Origin of the sequence: Actinomadura syzygii (assembly GCF_008085905.1) — a bacterium.
GTDB classification, from domain to species: domain Bacteria; phylum Actinomycetota; class Actinomycetes; order Streptosporangiales; family Streptosporangiaceae; genus Spirillospora; species Spirillospora syzygii.
Window position 1 is genome coordinate 35,651 of record NZ_VSFF01000008.1, and the last position, 16,388, is coordinate 52,038.

Genomic DNA, 16,388 nt, shown 5'->3' on the forward strand with positions numbered 1-16,388 from the left:
CGATGCGCGCCTGGACGGTGGAGACGCCGGGCCCGATCGCGTCGGGGCCGCTCCGCCGCGCCGACCGCGCGACGCCGTCCCCCGGCCCGGGGGAGCTGCTCGTACGAGTGCTGGCCTGCGGCGTCTGCCGGACGGACCTGCACGTCGCGGAGGGCGACCTGCCCGTCCATCTCCCCGGCGTGACGCCGGGCCACGAGATCGTCGGGGAGGTCGTCGAGGCGGGCCCCGGAACCCTGCACGGCACCGGCGACCGGATCGGCGTGGCGTGGCTGCGCGGGACGTGCGGCGCATGCCGGTTCTGCCGCCGCGGCGCCGAGAACCTGTGCCCCTACTCCGTCTACACCGGCTGGGACGCGCACGGCGGCTACGCCGAGTTCGCCGTCGCCGTGGACGCCTACGCCTACGCGCTGCCGCCGGAGCTGGACGACGTCCGCGCCGCGCCGCTGCTGTGCGCGGGCATCATCGGCTACCGGGCGCTGCGCAGCGCGGCCGTCCCGCCGGGCGGGCGGCTCGGGATCTGGGGGTTCGGCGGGTCCGCGCACCTCGCCGCGCAGATCGCGATCGCCGAGGGCGCGGAGGTGCACGTGTTCACCCGCAGCCCGGCGGCCCGGGGACTGGCGCGCGAACTGGGCGCGGCGTGGGCGGGCGACTCGTTCGACACCGGGCCCGCGCCGCTCGACTCGGCGATCATCTTCGCTCCGGCGGGGGAGCTGGTCCCCGCGGCGCTGGAGCGGCTCGACCGGGGCGGGACGTGCGCCGTCGCGGGCATCCACCTGAGCGACGTGCCGTCCCTGGACTACCAGCGGCACCTGTTCCAGGAGCGGACGCTCCGGTCGGTGACCGCGAACACCCGCGCGGACGGCGCGGAGTTCCTGACGCTGGCGGCCCGCCTCGGCGTCGCCGTCACCACCCGCGCCTACCCCCTGGACGACGCCGACCGCGCCCTCGCCGACCTCGCCGCCGACCGCTTCACGGGTGCGGCGGTGCTCGTCCCGTAGGCCGTCCTCGTCCCGTGGAGGGTCAGGGGATGGGTTCGGCGGCGACGTGGGCCCAGGTCTGGGTGAACCACAGCTCGCCGCCGATGACGCGGGGCTTCGCGCCCGTCTTCGGCCCGCCGTCGACCTCGTCGACGAGCGCGGTGCGGATGCGCTCGGCGGTCGCGTCGTCGCAGGACCCGGCGAGCCACGGCTCGATGGGACGCTCCACCGTGAAGACGTCCAACCGGCGGATGCTGCCGCCCGCCGAGGTGATCATCTCGGTGAGCCGGGCGATGGACGGGGTGCCGGGGTGGTCCGGGTCGCGGAGCCGCTCGATGCGGTCGCGGTCGGGCCCGGCGAGGTTGCCGCGGACGAGATCCGCGATGATCACCCGTCCGCCGGGGCGGCAGACCCGCAGCAGCTCGCGGAGCACATGGTCGGGATCGCCCAGGTTGTACAGCGAGAACCGGGCCGTGACCAGCGAGAACGTGTTGTCCCTGTAGGGCAGGGCGGTGGCGTCGGCCTTGACCCGGACGTGGTCGGGCCCGAGCGGATGCGGCACCCGGTCCTCGCGGGTGGTGGCGACGGGCGGCGAGTCGCCGTCCGCGATCCGGACTGGACCGGTCCCGAATTCGACCGTGCTCATCCGCCGAGACGAGCCCGCTGCGCGCTCCCCGGGGGAGACGGCGGCGGGCACGGGCCTTGCCGCCGTGGGCATCGCGTCGACCGCGGTGAGGTGCCCCACCTGCGGGCCGAGCGCCGCGGGCATCGGGCCGCGGCCGCGCGCCACGTCCAGGCACACGTCGTCGCGGCCGGGCTCCACGAACTCCAGCAGTCGCCTCAGATGCGGGGCGATCGCGCCGCTCTCCCGGATCGCGGTCACCGGATGCTCTCCCTTTGCTCGGACCGGCTCCGGCGGACGGGGTCACACTCGCGAGAAGCCGGTTTCGCCTGTTATGACTCTCCGCCGGGGCGGGAAGTTCGGGACGGCGGGCAATTCGTCCGGTCCGAGTCGGCCGCCGCTACCGCATGTGGTTGCCGAACATGGTCATCGCCACGAGGACGAACACGATGAGCACCGCTGACCTCGTGGGCATGGGCAGCCGGAGCCGCACGGCGGCCCAGCGGACGCAGAACGTGGCGAGGAGCGCCACGACGACGAGGCCGATCATGCCTTCCCTGGTGACCATGCTGACCTTCCGTCCGGGGGGAGAGCCGCCTCCAAGAACGATAGACCGGTGGGGCGCGGATTCCCCCGCGTCCGGACGGCCCGGCTCAACCCGGCTAATCTCGCTCTGTGGCAGATGCGAAGGAAGTAGACGACCGGGACGAACTCGACGGCCGGGACCGGCTCGACGGGCTCATGGCGAACCTGGCGCGGGGCCGGATCGCCGTCGGCCTCGCGGCGCTCGCCGTGCCCCGGCTGACCGGCCGGGCCATGGGCATGGGCGGCGGCGCCGACCCGGGCCGCGAGTACCTCGTCCGGGCGTTCGGCGCGCGGGAGGTCGCGCTCGGCGCGGGCTACCTGCTGAGCCGGGACGGCTCCGGACGGGCGCTGTGGGCGCGGGTCGGGCTCGCCGTGGACGCCGCGGACACGATGAGCGCCGTCCGGACGCGTCCCGGCCTGCCGCTGTGGGCCACCGCCGGGGCGGTCGGCATCGCGGGCGCGGCGGCCGGGCTCGGCGCCGCCAAGGTCGCCCGCGACCTGTTCGGCTGACGCCCGCCGGACCGGGGCGGGGGCTTCGGCCCCCGAACCCGCGGTCAGGACGTGATCCCGCCCGTGTCATGGGTAGATCCTCCCCGTTTGCTCAGGACGAGCGAGGAGCGGCGGCATGGCGGCGGAGACGGCGGCGGCGCGGGACGAGCGGGACATGCCGGTGGGCCGGGACCTCTACGTCATCCTCGGCGCGCTCATGCTGGCGATGCTGCTCGCCGCGCTGGACCAGACGATCGTGTCCACGGCGCTGCCGACGATCGTCAGCGACCTCGGCGGGCTGAACCACCTGTCCTGGGTCGTGACGGCGTACCTGCTCGCCTCGACCGCGTCGACGCCGCTGTGGGGCAAGCTCGGCGACCAGTACGGGCGCAAGCGGCTGTTCCAGACGTCCATCGTGATCTTCCTGGTCGGGTCGGCGCTGTGCGGCCTGTCCCAGGACATGCTGCAACTGATCGTCTTCCGGGCGCTGCAGGGCCTCGGCGGCGGCGGGCTGATGGTGCTGGTCGTCGCGATCGTCGGGGACGTCGTCCCGCCCCGCGAGCGCGGCCGGTACCAGGGGCTGTTCGGCGCGGTGTTCGGGGTGGCGAGCGTCTGCGGGCCGCTGCTCGGCGGCTGGTTCGTGGACAACCTGTCCTGGCGCTGGGTGTTCTACATCAACGTCCCGATCGGGATCGTCGCGCTGCTGGTGATCGCGGCGGTGCTGCACGCGGGCGGCGAGCGGGAGCGGCACCGCATCGACTACCTCGGCACGCTGCTGATCGTCGGCTGGGCGGTCGGGCTCGTCCTGATGACGACCTGGGGCGGGACGCGCTACGACTGGCTGTCCGCCCCGATCATCGGGCTGGCCGCCGGGTCGGTCGCGCTGATCGCGGTGTGGGTGCTCGTGGAGCGCCGGGCCGCCGAGCCGATCATGCCGCCGAAACTGTTCGCGAACTCGGTGTTCTCGCTGGGCGCGGCGATCAGCTTCGCGGTCGGCTTCGCGATGTTCGGCGCGCTGACGTTCCTGCCGATCTTCCTCCAGGTGGTGCACGGGGTGTCGCCGACGCTGTCCGGGGTGTACCTGCTGCCGATGATGCTCGGCATGCTGATCGCCTCGATCGGCTCCGGGCAGCTCATCACCCGGTTCGGCCACTACAAGATCTTCCCGATGGCGGGCACGCCGATCATCGCGCTGGCGCTCTACCTGTGTTCGAGCCTGGACGAGGACTCGACCGTCCTCGCGATGAGCCTGCGGTTCGCGCTGCTCGGCTTCGGGCTCGGGCTGGTGCTCCAGGTGCTCGTGATCGCCGTGCAGAACGCCGTGCCGTACGAGGACCTCGGGTCGGCGACGTCCGGCGTCACGTTCTTCCGGCAGATCGGCGGGTCGTTCGGCGTCGCGGTGTTCGGGTCGATCTTCAGCAACCAGCTCGCCCGGCACATCACCGACCTCGGTCCGCGGCTGCCGCGCGGGTTCGACCCGGCGGCCGTCCAGGGGAACCCGAGCCTGCTCGACCGGTTCCCGGCCACCGTGAAGGAGGGCGTGCTGCACGCCTACGCGCAGTCGATCGACGCGGTGTTCTTCTGGGCCGTCCCGGTGGCGGCCGCGGCGTTCGTGCTGACGTGGTTCCTGCGCGAGGTGCCGCTGCGGGCCACCTCGGCGGCGCGCGACTACGGCGAGGGGTTCGGGGCGGCGCCGACCGTCCGGTCGTCCAGGCACGAGATCGAGCGCTGCCTGAGCGAGCTGATGCGCAAGGACCCGAAGGCCCGCGAACTCTACGGCCGGCTCGCCGCCCGCTCCGGCGTGGACCTGCCGCCGGGCAGCGTGTGGGCGCTGTGCCGGATCGCCAGGGACGGCACGGTCCCCGGCGCCGACCTGGCCGACCGCGCCGGGGTCAGCGTCGAGCAGGGCCGCCCGTACATCGACCGGCTGGTGGACGACGGCTACGTCCGCCGCGTCGACGGGACGCTCACCGTCACCCCGTCCGGGGAGGTCGCCGCCGAGCGGCTGTTCCGCACGCGCTGCGAGGGCCTCTCCCGGCACCTGGACGGCTGGTCGCCGGAGGCGCATCCCGAGCTGACCGACGTCCTGCGGCGGCTCGCGGAGGAGTCCCTCGGGGACGACGCGGACGGCGACGTGCTCGGCCGGCGTCCCGCGGCCGGACAGGGCGGCCCGGCCGGGGCGTAGCAGGCCGGAGACCGACTTCACAGCCCGCACGACGCGCGGGCGATGTAACCTCGTAGCAACAGACCGAATCTCGCTCGGTTTCCCGGGACGGAACCCACCCCACCACTTGGAGGCGCAGTGGCCGAGGCGTACATCGTCGGCGCGGTCCGTACCCCCGTCGGCACCAAGAAGGGCGCCCTCAAGGACGTCCACCCGGCCGACCTCGGGGCCCACGTGCTCAAGGAGCTCGTCAACCGCACCGGGGTCGACCCGTCCGCGGTCGAAGACGTGATCATGGGCTGTGTCATGCAGGTCGGCCCGCAGACCCTCGACGTCGCGCGCACCGCGTGGCTGTCGGCCGGGCTGCCGGAGAGCGTGCCCGGCGTGACGATCGACCGGCAGTGCGGCTCGTCGCAGCAGGCGATCCACTTCGCCGCGCAGGGCGTCCTGTCCGGCACGCAGGACCTCGTCGTCGCCTCCGGCGTGGAGCAGATGGCCAAGGTGCCGATGGGCGCCACCATCGTCCAGGGGATGGACTTCCCGTTCGGCGAGGGCTGGGCCGAGCGCTACGGCATGCAGGAGATCTCCCAGTTCCGCGGGGCGGAGCTGATGGCCGAGAAGTGGGACCTCAGCCGCGAGGAGATGGAGCGGTTCGCGCTGGAGAGCCACCGGCGCGGCGCCGCCGCGATCGAGGCGGGCTACTTCGACCGCGAGATCGCGCCGATCGCGGGGCTGACCAAGGACGAGGGCGCCCGTCCCGACACGACGCTGGAGAAGATGGCGGGCCTCAAGGTGCTGCGCGAGGGCGGGCGGATGACCGCCGCGCTGGCCTCGCAGATCTCGATCGGCGCGTCCGCGCTGCTGATCGCGTCCGAGGCTGCGGTGAAGCGGCACAACCTGACGCCGCGCGCCCGCATCCACACCCTCTCGGTGACCGGCTCCGACCCGGTCTACATGCTGACCGGGCCGATCCCGGCGACGGAGCGGGCGCTGGAGCGGTCCGGGCTGAAGATCGGCGACATCGACGTGTTCGAGGTCAACGAGGCGTTCGCGCCCGTCCCGATGGCGTGGGCGCGCGACACGGGCGCGTCGCTGGAGAAGACGAACCCGAACGGCGGCGCGATCGCGCTCGGGCACCCGCTCGGCGCGACCGGCGGCATCCTGATGACCAAGCTCCTGCACGAGCTGGAGCGCACCGGCGGACGGTACGGCCTGCAGACCATGTGCGAGGGCGGCGGCCAGGCCAACGCCACGATCATCGAGCGGCTGTAGCCCCCGCCGCGGCCCGCCCGCACAGGGCTGGACGGGCGGGCCGCGTGCGGCGGCCGGGAACAGGCTGGACATGGACGAGACGGTTCTCTACTCGGTGGACGATCGGGTCGCGCGCATCACGCTGAACCGGCCCGACGCCCGCAACGCGCTCGACGACCAGATGATCGGGGAGCTGCTCGCCGCCTTCGAGCGGGCGACGGCCGACGACGCCGTGCGGGTGATCGTCCTGACCGGGGCGGGGGACCGGGCGTTCTGCGCCGGAGCCGACCTCGGCGGCCTCGACCGGGACGGCCTGGCCGTGGCCGACATCCGGGAGAGCGCCCCGTTCCGGCTGTTCACCGCGTTCCCGAGACTCGGCAAGCCGATCATCGCGCGGCTCGCCGGGCACGCCGTCGCGGGCGGCCTCGGCCTCGCCGCCGCCTGCGACCTGGTGATCGCGGCGGACGACGTCAAGCTCGCCACCCCCGAGGTCAACGTCGGCCTGTGGCCCATGATGATCATGGCGATCATCGACCGGAACGTCGCGCCGAAGCACGCGTTCAAGCTGTACTACACCGGCTCCCGGATCACCGCCGCCGAGGGACGCGAGATCGGCCTGGTCACCGAGGTCGTCCCGCGCGCGGAGCTCGATGCCCGCGTCGACGGGCTGGCCGCCGTGATCGCGTCCAAGAGCCCGGTCGGCCTGCGCTGCGGCCGCGACGCCTTCTTCGCGGTTCAGGGGCGCCCGCTGGAGGACCAGGTCGCCTACCTGCTCGGCGAACTCGTCGGACTGGCCGCCACCGAGGACGCCAAGGAAGGCATCACGGCCTTCCTGGAGAACCGTCCGCCCGACTTCAAGGGCCGCTAGCGGCCCGCGCGGGTCTCGGACGGCGTGCGGCCGAACCGGGCCCGGAAGTGCCGGGCGAACAGCGCCTGGCTGGAGAAGCCCCAGCGGTAGGCGACGTCCGCGATCGTCGTGTCGGCCGCGCCCGGAGCGGTCAGCTCGTCGTGGGCGCGCTGGAGGCGGCGCTCCAGGATGTACTTGGCGGGCGTCGTCCCCGCCGACTCGAAGATCCGGCCGAGGTGCCGCGACGACACCGCCATCACCCCGGCGACCTGGCCCGGGGTGAGGCAGATGTCGTGCAGGTGCCGCTCGATGTAGTCCTTGGCGACGATGAGCTGCGTCCGGTACGCGGCGGGCGCGTCGCCGCCGCCCGCGCGCTCGGTGGCGAGCATCCTGATCAGGTCGAGGACGGTGTTCCGGGCGCCCTCCGGGCCGTCCGCGCCGGGGTTCTCCAGGACGGAGCGGAGCGCGCCGAGCAGCTCGCCCTCGCGGGCCGTCCCGCGCCCGAACAGCATGGGCGCGGCGACGCCGCCCGACACGCACTCCTCCACGAACAGGTCGCGCGGGACGTCCACCAGGAACTGCCGCATCGACGACGAGAACCCGAACAGGTACGGGCGGCGCGTGTCGTACACGACGAGGTCGCCGGCGGCGGCGGACAGGCAGCCGTGCTCGTGCAGGAACACGGCCTCGCCCTTGACCAGCAGCGTCGCGAAGACGGAGTCCTTCGGCGTGGACCGCGCGACCTGCGGGGTCCGCTCGACGGCGTGCGCGTTGCCGCTGATCTCCGCCAGCCGGACGTCGCCGAGGTCGAAGTTGGTCTGCCGGGCCAGCAGCCCGTGCTCCGAGTAGGCGGACACGGACAGCCCGACCAGCGCTCTGCGGTTGTACTCCTCCCAGAACGCGATCCGCTCGCGCGGATCGACGTCCTCCGTGCTGGCCTGGGAGATCATCTGTGCGGGTCCCGGCATTGGTCTCTTCCTCCCGGTGACGGGCGGCCTTAGACGGAGCCTACGCCGCTTTACCCGTCAAACCGCCAGGTAGCCTCCATCGACCGGAAGGATCGCGCCGGTCATGTAGGACGCGGCGGGCGAGCAGAGGAACGCCGCGACCGACGCGATCTCGCCCGGCCGCCCGTACCGGCCCGCCGGGATCCGCGCGAGGACGGCCGCCGCGGCGGGCGGATCGTCCAGCAGGCCGCGGGCCAGCGGGGTGATCACGAAGCCGGGCGCGATCGCGTTGACCCGGACGCCGTCCGCCGCGTACTCGGCCGCGAGCGACTTGGTGAGCTGCGAGATCCCGCCCTTGCTCGCGCTGTAGGCGGGACGGTCGCGGCTCCCCGAGAACGCGAACATCGACGACACGTTCACGATCGAGCCGCCGCGCCGGGCGAGCGCCGGACGGGCCGCCTGGCACGCCACCATCGTCGCGGTCAGGTTGATCTCCAGGACGCGGCGCCACCGGCCGAGGTCGTACTCGTCCCGGTCGTGGCTGACGCCCGCGCAGTTCACGAGGACGTCCAGCGGGTCGGTCTCGGCGATCAGCCGGGTCAGCTCGCCGTCGTCCAGCACGTCGTGCTCGACGACCCGGACGGCGGCGTGGCGCGGCAGCTCGTCCGGGTCGGCCGGCAGCAGCCCGAGGGCGGTGACCTCGGCCCCGAGCTCGGCGAACAGCACGGCCGTCGCCGACCCGATCCCGGACGTCCCGCCGGTGACGAACACCCGCCGCCCGGCGAACAGCCCCGGCGCGAACCCCTCCGTGACGTCGGTCATGGCCGCACCAGCACCTTGATCTCCTCCATCGTGTTCAGCAGCGTCTCGAACCCGTCGCGGACGACCTCGTCCAGCGGGACGACCGAGGTCACGATGGACGCGAAGTCCATGCCCTCCTCGGACGCGAGCCGGATCAGCTCGGGATGGCAGTCCCGGTACCCGACCGACGTGATGATCGACTGCTCGTTGTTGACCAGCGCGAACGCGTCGATCGCGAACATCCCGCCGAGGCCGAGCAGGACGACCCGGCCGCCGCGCCGGGTGGCGGCGAGGCAGTCGTTCAGCGTCCGCTCCGCGCCGACCGCCTCGAAGGCGAGGTCGGCGAGGCCGGGCGGCAGCTCACCGGCGTCCACGACGTCCGCCGCGCCGAGCCGCCTCGCCAGCGCGCGGCGGGTCGGGGACGGGTCGCACCCGATCACCTTCCCGGCCCCGTACCGGACGGCGAGCTGCACGACCAGCAGCCCGATCGGGCCGAGTCCGACGACCGCGACGGTCTCGCCCTCCTGGAGCCCGGACCTGCGGATGCCGTGCAGCGCGACCGCCGCGGGCTCGAACACGGCCGCCTGCTCCAGCGGGAGGTCGTCCGGCAGCCGGTGCAGCATGTAGGACGGCACGACCGCGCGCTCGGCGAGCCCGCCGTCGCCCATCAGCCCGGCGAACCCGAAGTGGCGGCACAGGTTGTACTCGCCCGCCTCGCAGCGCGCGCACTCGCCGCACCGGTAGTGCGGCTCGACGGCGACGGGGTCGCCGGGCTCGAACCCGGTGACGCCGGGGCCGACGGCGGCGACCGTCCCGCAGAACTCGTGGCCGAGGGTCAGCGGGGCGGTCCGTCCCGACTCGGGGTGCGGCTCCTTGACCGGGATCGCGTGCGGCCCGTCTGCGTATTCGTGCAGGTCACTGCCGCAGATACCGCAGTACGCGACGGTGACCGACACTTCGCCGGGGCCGGGAAGGCGAGGCGCGACGTCCTCGACCCGCACGTCCCTGGGCCCATGCCAGACGGCAGCCCTCACGAGGTCACCGCCTGACGACGGCGCAGTACGGCCGGGGCCGTCTCGCGGAGGCCGAACGACAGCAGCACCACGAGCGCCGCCCCTCCCGCGGCGATGAACATCGCCGCGTCCAGTCCCCAGATGTCGGACGCGCGCCCGGCGACCAGCGGGCCGAGGAACCCGCCCGCTGGCTCGCCCACGCCCATGATCACGCCGAGCGCGGCCCGCGGCACGGTCTCGGCCGGGATCGTCGCCATGAACAGCGTGAAGCAGCCGAGCCCCGTGTAGGTGAGGATCATCAGCGTGCCGAGCAGCAGCGGGCTGTCCACGTACACGACGGCGATCGGGCAGCAGACGGCGAGCAGCGTGAAGCCGATCAGCGCCTTGCGGCGGCCGATCCGGTCGGAGATCCCCGGGGTCGCGAAGCCCCACAGCACCCAGGCGACGCCGAGGCAGGTCATGACGGCGCTCATCGTCCCGGAGCCCCAGCCCTTCTCGTCGGTCAGGTACTTGGGGGTGAAGGTGATCAGCGTGACGAACCACGTCAGGTAGCAGGGCGCGATCAGCATGCAGATCACGACGTTGCGCAGCCGCAGGACGTCCTTGACCGGGGTCTTCTCCACCGGCGCTTCGGGTTCCGCCCTGGCCGCGCGGGGCGGCCGCTCCAGCACGAACTTCGCGATCAGCGCGGTGACGATCAGGCCGGGAATGATCGTGACGAAGAACGCCGTCCGCCAGCCGAACGAGTCCGCCATCCACACGACGACGACCGGCGCGACGATCCCGCCGAGCAGGCCCGCCGACGACCCCTGCAGCAGGCCCATGTTCAGCCCGCGCCGCGACTCCCGCGACGCCTCGACCATGAGCGACTGCGACATCGGCAGGACCGCGCCCTCCGCGGTGCCCATCAGCGCCCGCGCCGCGAGCAGCCCGAGGAAGCCGCTCATCAGCCCGGACGCCGACGAGAACAGCGAGAACAGCAGGACCGCCCCGATCAGGATCGGCTTGCGCCTGCCGATGCGGTCCGACAGGCTCCCGGCGAACATCCCCGCGAGCGCCCATGTCAGCGCGAGCACCCCGGACAGGAAGCCGAGCTGCGAGTTCGACAGGCCGAAGTCGTCGTCCATGTACGGGGCGAGGAACGCGAGGGCCTGCCGGTCGAAGAACACGAAGCCGAACGCCAGGAACAGGACGGCCAGCAACCGGTTCTCGTACCGGTCCGGGGTCGTCGCGGGCGATGCGCGCTTCAGCAGGGTGACCATGGGCTACCGGAACAGCGAGTCGATGTAGTCCGCGCCCAGTCCGACCTTGTCGTAGTGCTTGCGGCACATGTCGATGTAGTCGTGGACGTCGAAGTACCCGGCGGTGTCGCCGTTCTCGTCCAGCCAGATGAGCGGGCCCTTGACGATGAACAGCGTCTTCATGGGCTCTTCGTGCTCGTAGGCGACGAGCGTGTGGCCTTCGCCGGGGGACTCGTAGACGAAGTCGCCCGCGGTCGCCGTCCAGGGGCGCTCCAGGTAGCCCCACTTGCCGGAGATCGTGTAGGCGAACACCTCGTGCGGGTGGTAGTGCCGGTTGACGAGCCCGGCCTCCTTGGACCGCAGGACGTCGGACCAGGTGTTGTCCTTGACGTTGATCCACAGGGGGCGGGACCCGACCGTCTCGGTGAACGGCACGTAGTACCGGTCGTCGTCGGTGGCCACATTCGGGATGTAGACCTCCGGCAGCGCGTCCGGCTTCAGGGAGTTCTCGATCGGCTTGAGGTTCTTCCAGAACTCCGAACCGGGGGTTTCAGGCATGTGAACGGCTCCTCTCACAGCACGTTCCCGTGAGTGAACCTCGCGCCGGCCGCCCCCGTCTTTCCTTTCCCGGACCCCGGCGTTTGCAGATCCCAGACATCCGCGGCCGGACGGCCTACGGAGACGCCAGTTCCGCCAGCACAGCGGCGTGATCGGACGGCCAGACGCCGTCCACGGGCCCGTCTCCCGCGCGGCGCACGGAGCGGACGTGCCCGGCGCCGCCCGGTCCGGGCGGGCCGACGTGGACGTAGTCGATGCGTCCGGGCGGCTCGCGGGTGAGCGCGGCGTAGGGGTTGGCCGGGTCCCAGGTGTTCGCCGGGGCGGCTGGGTCGGCGTACTCCCAGGCGTCCAGGAAGACCTGGCCGGGGACGGGCGGCGCGGTGCGGTACCCGCCGAGCAGCCGCATCTCGTCCGAGTCGGGGAGGGCGTTGTAGTCCCCGGTGAGGACGGGCGGGAAGGCCGAGCGGCCCCGGTGGCCGGCGACGAAACCGGCCAGGGCGGCGACCTGCGCGCAGCGGACGGCCGACTCGTGCGGCCCCGAGTTGAGATGCGTCGTGAAGAACGGCACCGGGTGGACGGGCGCGTCCGCGAGGGCGAAGAGGGCCTGGTGGCCGTCGTCCCGGCCGCCCTCGGCGGGCAGCCGCAGGACGGCGCGGTCGATGATCGGCCAGCGGCTGAGGATCGCGTCCCCGACGCCTGCGGTCGAGCCGTCCAGGCGGGCGTGCCAGCGGCCCGGACGGTCCGAGGCCGCCCACGTCCAGTGCATGCCGAGCCGGTCGGCGAGCCATCCGGCCAGGTTCTCCCCGCCGCCGCTGTTCTCCCCGCCGCCGCTGTTCTCCCCGCCGTCGTCCCAGACCTCCTGGAGGCCGACGAGGTCGCAGTCGAGGCTCGCCAGGGTGGACGCGATCGCCTCCCGGCGGGCCTCCCAGGGACCGAACCGCCACCACACGTTCCAGCTCAGCACCCGCATTCGGCCGCCCTCTCCTGGAGTCTCCTGGCCATTCGGGCATTCTGGCCTATTCGGCGGCGAGGCCCTCGTAGTAGGCGACCTGGGCGGGGTAGTAGTCGTCGAAATCGGGCTTGGGGGCGTCCGTCATGGAGGCGGTGAGCATGTCGAGGTAGTACTCCCAGCCCGGACCGGTCGTGGTGACGTCCGTTCCCGGGTCGAGATGGTGGAGGAAGGTCAGCGTCGTCTCGCCGTCCGCCTCGGCGAGCCGGGCCTCCAGGTGCCAGCGGCCGTACTCGTCGACCGTCTCGACCTCCAAGCGGTGGGGCGGCTCGCAGGCGAGGATCGTCATGTCGCTCTCGGGCGCGCCTTTCTCGTGGACGAGCGTGAGCCGCACCGTGGCGCCCGGCCTGCCGTCGCCGGTCCAGCTCGCGAACCAGCGCGCCGTCCGCTCGGACTCGGTGACGCTGGCCCACACGTCCTCGATCGGGGCCTTGTAGTGGCGTGTCAGTTGCAGGTCGGAGCCGGTCGCCGTGGTGAGCAACCGGCCGGTGGGCGGTGGTGTCATCCTGCGCTCCTCTTCGCGGTGTCGGTCGATTCGGCGGACGTTCGCCGGTCGCGCCGGGTGCGGTGGACCTCGGTGTCCAGGGCGTCGAGCCGCTGCTCCCACGCCTCCCCGCGGACGGCGGCCAGCCACCGGTCGATCTCCCGGAGGGGGCCGGGGTCGGCGCGGTAGTGCCGCTCGCGTCCCGCCGTCTCGGCCGTGACGAGCCCCGCCTCGCGCAGCACGCGCAGGTGGCGGCTCACCGCCGGACGGCTGATCTCCGGGAACGCGGCGGCCAGCGTGCCCGCCGTGCGCGGGCCGCCGGTGGCGAGCAGCAGCACGATCCGGCGGCGCACCGGATCGGCCGCGGCGGCGAAGGCGTCCATGGAGGACATGTAACCATCGTGTTACACGTCTTGTCGAGCCGAGCCCCGGGGTGGACGTTCGTAAGGGCGCAGGCTCTTCGACGGCCGGGGAATCGTCCGTATTTGCCGGTGTTCATGGTGGCCAGGCATTTTCCCCAAAGTCTTACTAATGCCGGTCCAGCTTCCGGTAAGGCGTCGTTTCGAGTGAATTAATATGTTGATGACCTACGCATGGGAACTTCGGCATGCATTCGGAAGGCCCCGAACGCGCGGTGGCCCACTCGCGGCAGAGGGGCGACGAGCGTTCTGCTGGTCGGCGCGCTCGGGTTCGCCGCGCTGTCGGGTTGCAGCGGCGACAACGAGCGTCCGGCGGGGCAGCGGGGGGCGACCGAATCGGCCGCTCCCGGAACGGGCCGGTTCACCGTCGCGGGGACGGGCGACTTCCTTCTCCACGAACCCGTCACCAAACAGGCCGCCGCGGACGCGCGTGCGAGGGACAAGAAAGGCTTCGACTTCACGCCGATGCTCGCGCAGCTCAAGCCTTATATCGGTAAGGCGGATCTGGGCGTCTGCCACGTCGAAACGCCTTTGGCTCCGCCCTCGGGGCCTTTTGAGGGTTATCCGATGTTCAGTTCACCGCCGCAGATCGCGGACGCGATCCGCGGGGTGGGCTACGACACGTGCTCCACGGCGTCCAACCACTCGCTTGACCAGGGCGAACCGGGCGTCCGCCGGACGATCGACGACCTGAACAGGGTGGACCTCCGGCACGCCGGGACGGCCCGAAGCCCGGAAGAGGCGAAGCAGATCAACCTCATGACGGTGAAGGGCGTCAAGGTCGCGCAGCTCTCCTACACCTATGGGACCAACGGCATTTCGGCGCCCGGCGGGAAAACCTGGCTCGTGAACACGCCGATCAACCCCGACAGGGTTCTCTCGGACGCGGCCCGTGCCAAGCAGGCCGGTGCCGAGGTCGTGATACTCAGCCTCCACTGGGGGACGGAATACCAGCACGCGGCCACGTCCGAGCAGCGACGCCTGGCGAAGACATTGCTGGCCTCGAATAACATTGACCTGATCATCGGCTGCCATGCTCACGTCGTGCAGCCTTTCGAGCAGATCAACGGTAAATGGGTCGTGTACGGAATGGGGAACCAGGTCGCCAACCCGACCGCGAACGAGCAGACCACTCACGAAGGGCTCATCGCCTGGCTGACCTTCAGCCGGGACGCGCAGAACCGGTGGAGAGCGCAGCCCGCCTTCGTCCCGACTCTCGTCACGGCGGGCCCGCCCATCAGGCTCCGGACGCTGGGCAAGAATTCCGGTAACCAGGCGACCGTGGCACGCACGACGAAAGTCGTGCGGAGCCTCGGATTCAACGTCCCGATCGCGTCGCCGCCGAAGTAGGACCGTCAGCGGCGGACGGCTCGCCGACGAGCCGCCTCGTGCGCCTCGCCCAGAAGGCGGAGCGCCAGCGAACTGGTCTCCGCGCCGGGATTGACGATCGAGACCCACCCCTGCGCGCGATAGACCGGGTGAGGCAGGAGGGTGTCGGCCATCGCGAAGTCGACCGGCGAGCCCGCTTCCTCGCGCGGATCCTCCCCGATGAGTCGGGTGAACGCGGGCCTGCCGACGTGGATGTTCAGCCGCCACCGATCGGGACGGTCGAGGTCGCTCAGGCTGTCGTCGGGGTAGTTCTTCGTCACGATGGTGGCGTAGGGCTGCTCGCGCTGCGGTACCTGCCCGTCGGGCGCGTAGTAGAAGAAGTGGTCGCCCCACGCGATCTCCGGGAACTCGCTTCCCTCGGACGGCGCCAGCTCAAGCACCCCGTCGAACGCGCGGACCGCCGCAAGAATCTGCTTCATACTCATGGTTCAAGCGTGGACTTGAAGTGCTTATGGAGGGTTCGCTCGTGGGCCAGGACGATTCGGAGGTGAAGCCTCTGAGTACCGCGGCCGTGGCGGCGGCGACCGGCTACTCGGTCCAGCAGATCCGCGACCTGGAGGCGCGCGGTGTCATCCCGGCTGCTTCCCGGGCGCCCAACGGCTACCGAAGCTTCTCCGCGACCCACGTTCGCGACCTACGCGCCTACCGCGATCTCGCCCACGCGGTGGGGCCCGTCGAAGCACGTCGAGCTATGCGCGACATCCGTTCGCTGCCGCTGGACCAAGCGGCGGCCCTCCTCTGCTCCTTCCACGCCCGTCTTAACCACGAACGAGAACAGGCACTCGCCGCTCGCGAGGCGCTCCGCGCCATTCGCGCCGAAGCGACGACCGACGCAGTCCCCGTAGAAGCCGACTCGATGACCATCACCGAACTGTCACGAGCGCTGGGCCTGCGCGCCTCGACACTCCGCTTCTGGGAGCAAATGGGCCTGGTAACCCCAGAGCGCATGCCAACGCGAGCCGGAACGGCCCGCCGCTACCACCTCACCGCGATCCGCGAGGCCCGCATCACCGCGGCCCTGCGAGCCGCCGGATACCGCATCCCGGACGTCCGGCAAGCCATAACGGCGATCCGAGATCTTCACGACGTGAGCCATTCCCTTGAGGCGCTCGACACCCGCCTGAACACCATCGCCCAACGCGCCCTGGCTCTCTTGCGGGCAGGAACCACCCTCGCTGAGATCGTCCAACCAACCCCGGGGCAGTGAATCACAGCTTCGGGAAATGAAGGAATGATCAGTCGAGTCGCCGTCCCATTTTCGCCGACTGCCGATTATATCCCTTCGTATCCCACCATTCTTCCAGATGAGTGTGGACGAGATGTACGAGCTGCCGGAGTCTTTCGGGAGAGGGCGCGGGCGAGGTGAGAACGTCCACCCAGGACTTGTCGTGCCAGGGGAGCGTGACCACCCAGTGTTCATCCGGATGGTCTTGGCGGCGTACGGTCAGCCGGTACGTCAACGTCGGCCCTCGGTCCGGATCGTGCTCGACCGACAGGTCGGTGATGTCGAAATGGACCCCGTCAACGGTGACGTACGAGCGACTCAGGGCCTGCTCGGCCTGCGTCTGTTCTTCCACAGGACCACCATTTCA

Annotated in this window: 19 protein-coding genes; 7 read left to right on the plus strand and 12 right to left on the minus strand. The window is 71.7% G+C overall.

Going from position 1 to position 16,388, the window contains the following annotated elements:
* Positions 1-2 precede the first annotated feature (2 nt).
* Positions 3-998 carry a zinc-dependent alcohol dehydrogenase family protein gene (locus tag FXF65_RS20660; RefSeq protein ID WP_148351644.1) on the plus strand — a complete coding sequence of 332 codons (996 nt, stop codon included), beginning with the start codon at positions 3-5 and terminating at the stop codon, positions 996-998.
* A gap of 22 nt (positions 999-1,020) precedes the next feature.
* Here FXF65_RS20660 and FXF65_RS20665 read toward each other — a convergent pair whose 3' ends face one another.
* Both FXF65_RS20665 and FXF65_RS43850 read right to left on the minus strand, forming a co-directional pair.
* On the minus strand, positions 1,021-1,860 hold the full coding sequence (locus FXF65_RS20665; protein ID WP_148351645.1) for a class I SAM-dependent methyltransferase: 840 nt from the start codon (positions 1,858-1,860) through the stop codon (positions 1,021-1,023).
* 139 nt (positions 1,861-1,999) lie between these two features.
* Positions 2,000-2,167 carry a hypothetical protein gene (locus tag FXF65_RS43850; protein ID WP_187412423.1) on the minus strand — a complete coding sequence of 56 codons (168 nt, stop codon included), beginning with the start codon at positions 2,165-2,167 and terminating at the stop codon, positions 2,000-2,002.
* A gap of 107 nt (positions 2,168-2,274) precedes the next feature.
* On the opposite strand from FXF65_RS43850, the gene FXF65_RS20670 reads away from it, so the two are divergent.
* From FXF65_RS20670 to FXF65_RS20685, 4 genes are all read left to right on the plus strand, one after another.
* Positions 2,275-2,694, plus strand: coding sequence for a hypothetical protein (locus tag FXF65_RS20670; RefSeq protein WP_187412424.1), 420 nt, complete (start codon positions 2,275-2,277; stop codon positions 2,692-2,694).
* A gap of 115 nt (positions 2,695-2,809) precedes the next feature.
* On the plus strand, positions 2,810-4,858 hold the full coding sequence (locus FXF65_RS20675) for a DHA2 family efflux MFS transporter permease subunit (protein WP_222868652.1): 2,049 nt from the start codon (positions 2,810-2,812) through the stop codon (positions 4,856-4,858).
* Positions 4,859-4,975: 117 nt separating this feature from the next.
* A complete protein-coding gene (locus FXF65_RS20680; RefSeq protein WP_148351646.1) occupies positions 4,976-6,109 on the plus strand; it encodes an acetyl-CoA C-acetyltransferase in 1,134 nt (377 codons plus the stop codon).
* A gap of 70 nt (positions 6,110-6,179) precedes the next feature.
* Positions 6,180-6,956 (plus strand): enoyl-CoA hydratase/isomerase family protein, encoded by a 777-nt coding sequence (locus FXF65_RS20685; RefSeq protein ID WP_148351647.1) that lies wholly within the window; start codon positions 6,180-6,182, stop codon positions 6,954-6,956.
* On the opposite strand, the gene FXF65_RS20690 is transcribed toward FXF65_RS20685, so the two are convergent.
* The 8 genes from FXF65_RS20690 to FXF65_RS20725 form a co-directional block, all read right to left on the minus strand.
* Positions 6,953-7,903, minus strand: a complete 951-nt coding sequence (locus tag FXF65_RS20690; protein WP_148351648.1) for a helix-turn-helix domain-containing protein — start codon at positions 7,901-7,903, stop codon at positions 6,953-6,955. The genes FXF65_RS20685 and FXF65_RS20690 overlap by 4 nt on opposite strands.
* A 57-nt stretch (positions 7,904-7,960) precedes the next feature.
* A complete protein-coding gene (locus tag FXF65_RS20695; RefSeq protein ID WP_148351649.1) occupies positions 7,961-8,704 on the minus strand; it encodes an SDR family NAD(P)-dependent oxidoreductase in 744 nt (247 codons plus the stop codon).
* Positions 8,701-9,717: a 2,3-butanediol dehydrogenase gene (locus FXF65_RS20700; protein WP_148351650.1), complete on the minus strand. Its 1,017-nt coding sequence runs from the start codon at positions 9,715-9,717 to the stop codon at positions 8,701-8,703. The genes FXF65_RS20695 and FXF65_RS20700 overlap by 4 nt, the downstream gene beginning before the upstream one ends.
* Complete coding sequence (locus tag FXF65_RS20705) at positions 9,714-10,958, minus strand: MFS transporter (RefSeq protein ID WP_148351651.1); 1,245 nt, start codon at positions 10,956-10,958, stop codon at positions 9,714-9,716. The genes FXF65_RS20700 and FXF65_RS20705 overlap by 4 nt, the downstream gene beginning before the upstream one ends.
* A gap of 3 nt (positions 10,959-10,961) precedes the next feature.
* Positions 10,962-11,495, minus strand: a complete 534-nt coding sequence (locus tag FXF65_RS20710) for a 2,4'-dihydroxyacetophenone dioxygenase family protein (protein ID WP_148351652.1) — start codon at positions 11,493-11,495, stop codon at positions 10,962-10,964.
* A 115-nt stretch (positions 11,496-11,610) separates the two neighbouring features.
* A complete protein-coding gene (locus FXF65_RS20715; protein WP_148351653.1) occupies positions 11,611-12,465 on the minus strand; it encodes an endonuclease/exonuclease/phosphatase family protein in 855 nt (284 codons plus the stop codon).
* A 46-nt stretch (positions 12,466-12,511) separates the two neighbouring features.
* On the minus strand, positions 12,512-13,009 hold the full coding sequence (locus tag FXF65_RS20720) for an SRPBCC family protein (protein WP_148351654.1): 498 nt from the start codon (positions 13,007-13,009) through the stop codon (positions 12,512-12,514).
* On the minus strand, positions 13,006-13,380 hold the full coding sequence (locus tag FXF65_RS20725) for an ArsR/SmtB family transcription factor (protein WP_342787430.1): 375 nt from the start codon (positions 13,378-13,380) through the stop codon (positions 13,006-13,008). The genes FXF65_RS20720 and FXF65_RS20725 overlap by 4 nt, the downstream gene beginning before the upstream one ends.
* 201 nt (positions 13,381-13,581) lie before the next feature.
* On the opposite strand from FXF65_RS20725, the gene FXF65_RS20730 reads away from it, so the two are divergent.
* Complete coding sequence (locus FXF65_RS20730; protein WP_148351655.1) at positions 13,582-14,757, plus strand: CapA family protein; 1,176 nt, start codon at positions 13,582-13,584, stop codon at positions 14,755-14,757.
* Between the two features lie 5 nt (positions 14,758-14,762).
* On the opposite strand, the gene FXF65_RS20735 is transcribed toward FXF65_RS20730, so the two are convergent.
* A complete protein-coding gene (locus tag FXF65_RS20735; protein WP_148351656.1) occupies positions 14,763-15,221 on the minus strand; it encodes a DUF6194 family protein in 459 nt (152 codons plus the stop codon).
* Between the two features lie 41 nt (positions 15,222-15,262).
* On the opposite strand from FXF65_RS20735, the gene FXF65_RS20740 reads away from it, so the two are divergent.
* Positions 15,263-16,003 carry a MerR family transcriptional regulator gene (locus tag FXF65_RS20740; protein ID WP_246198975.1) on the plus strand — a complete coding sequence of 247 codons (741 nt, stop codon included), beginning with the start codon at positions 15,263-15,265 and terminating at the stop codon, positions 16,001-16,003.
* A 28-nt stretch (positions 16,004-16,031) separates the two neighbouring features.
* Here the strand turns inward: FXF65_RS20740 and FXF65_RS20745 are convergent, their stop codons facing one another.
* Positions 16,032-16,373 carry a hypothetical protein gene (locus FXF65_RS20745; RefSeq protein ID WP_148351657.1) on the minus strand — a complete coding sequence of 114 codons (342 nt, stop codon included), beginning with the start codon at positions 16,371-16,373 and terminating at the stop codon, positions 16,032-16,034.
* Positions 16,374-16,388: the final 15 nt, after the last annotated feature.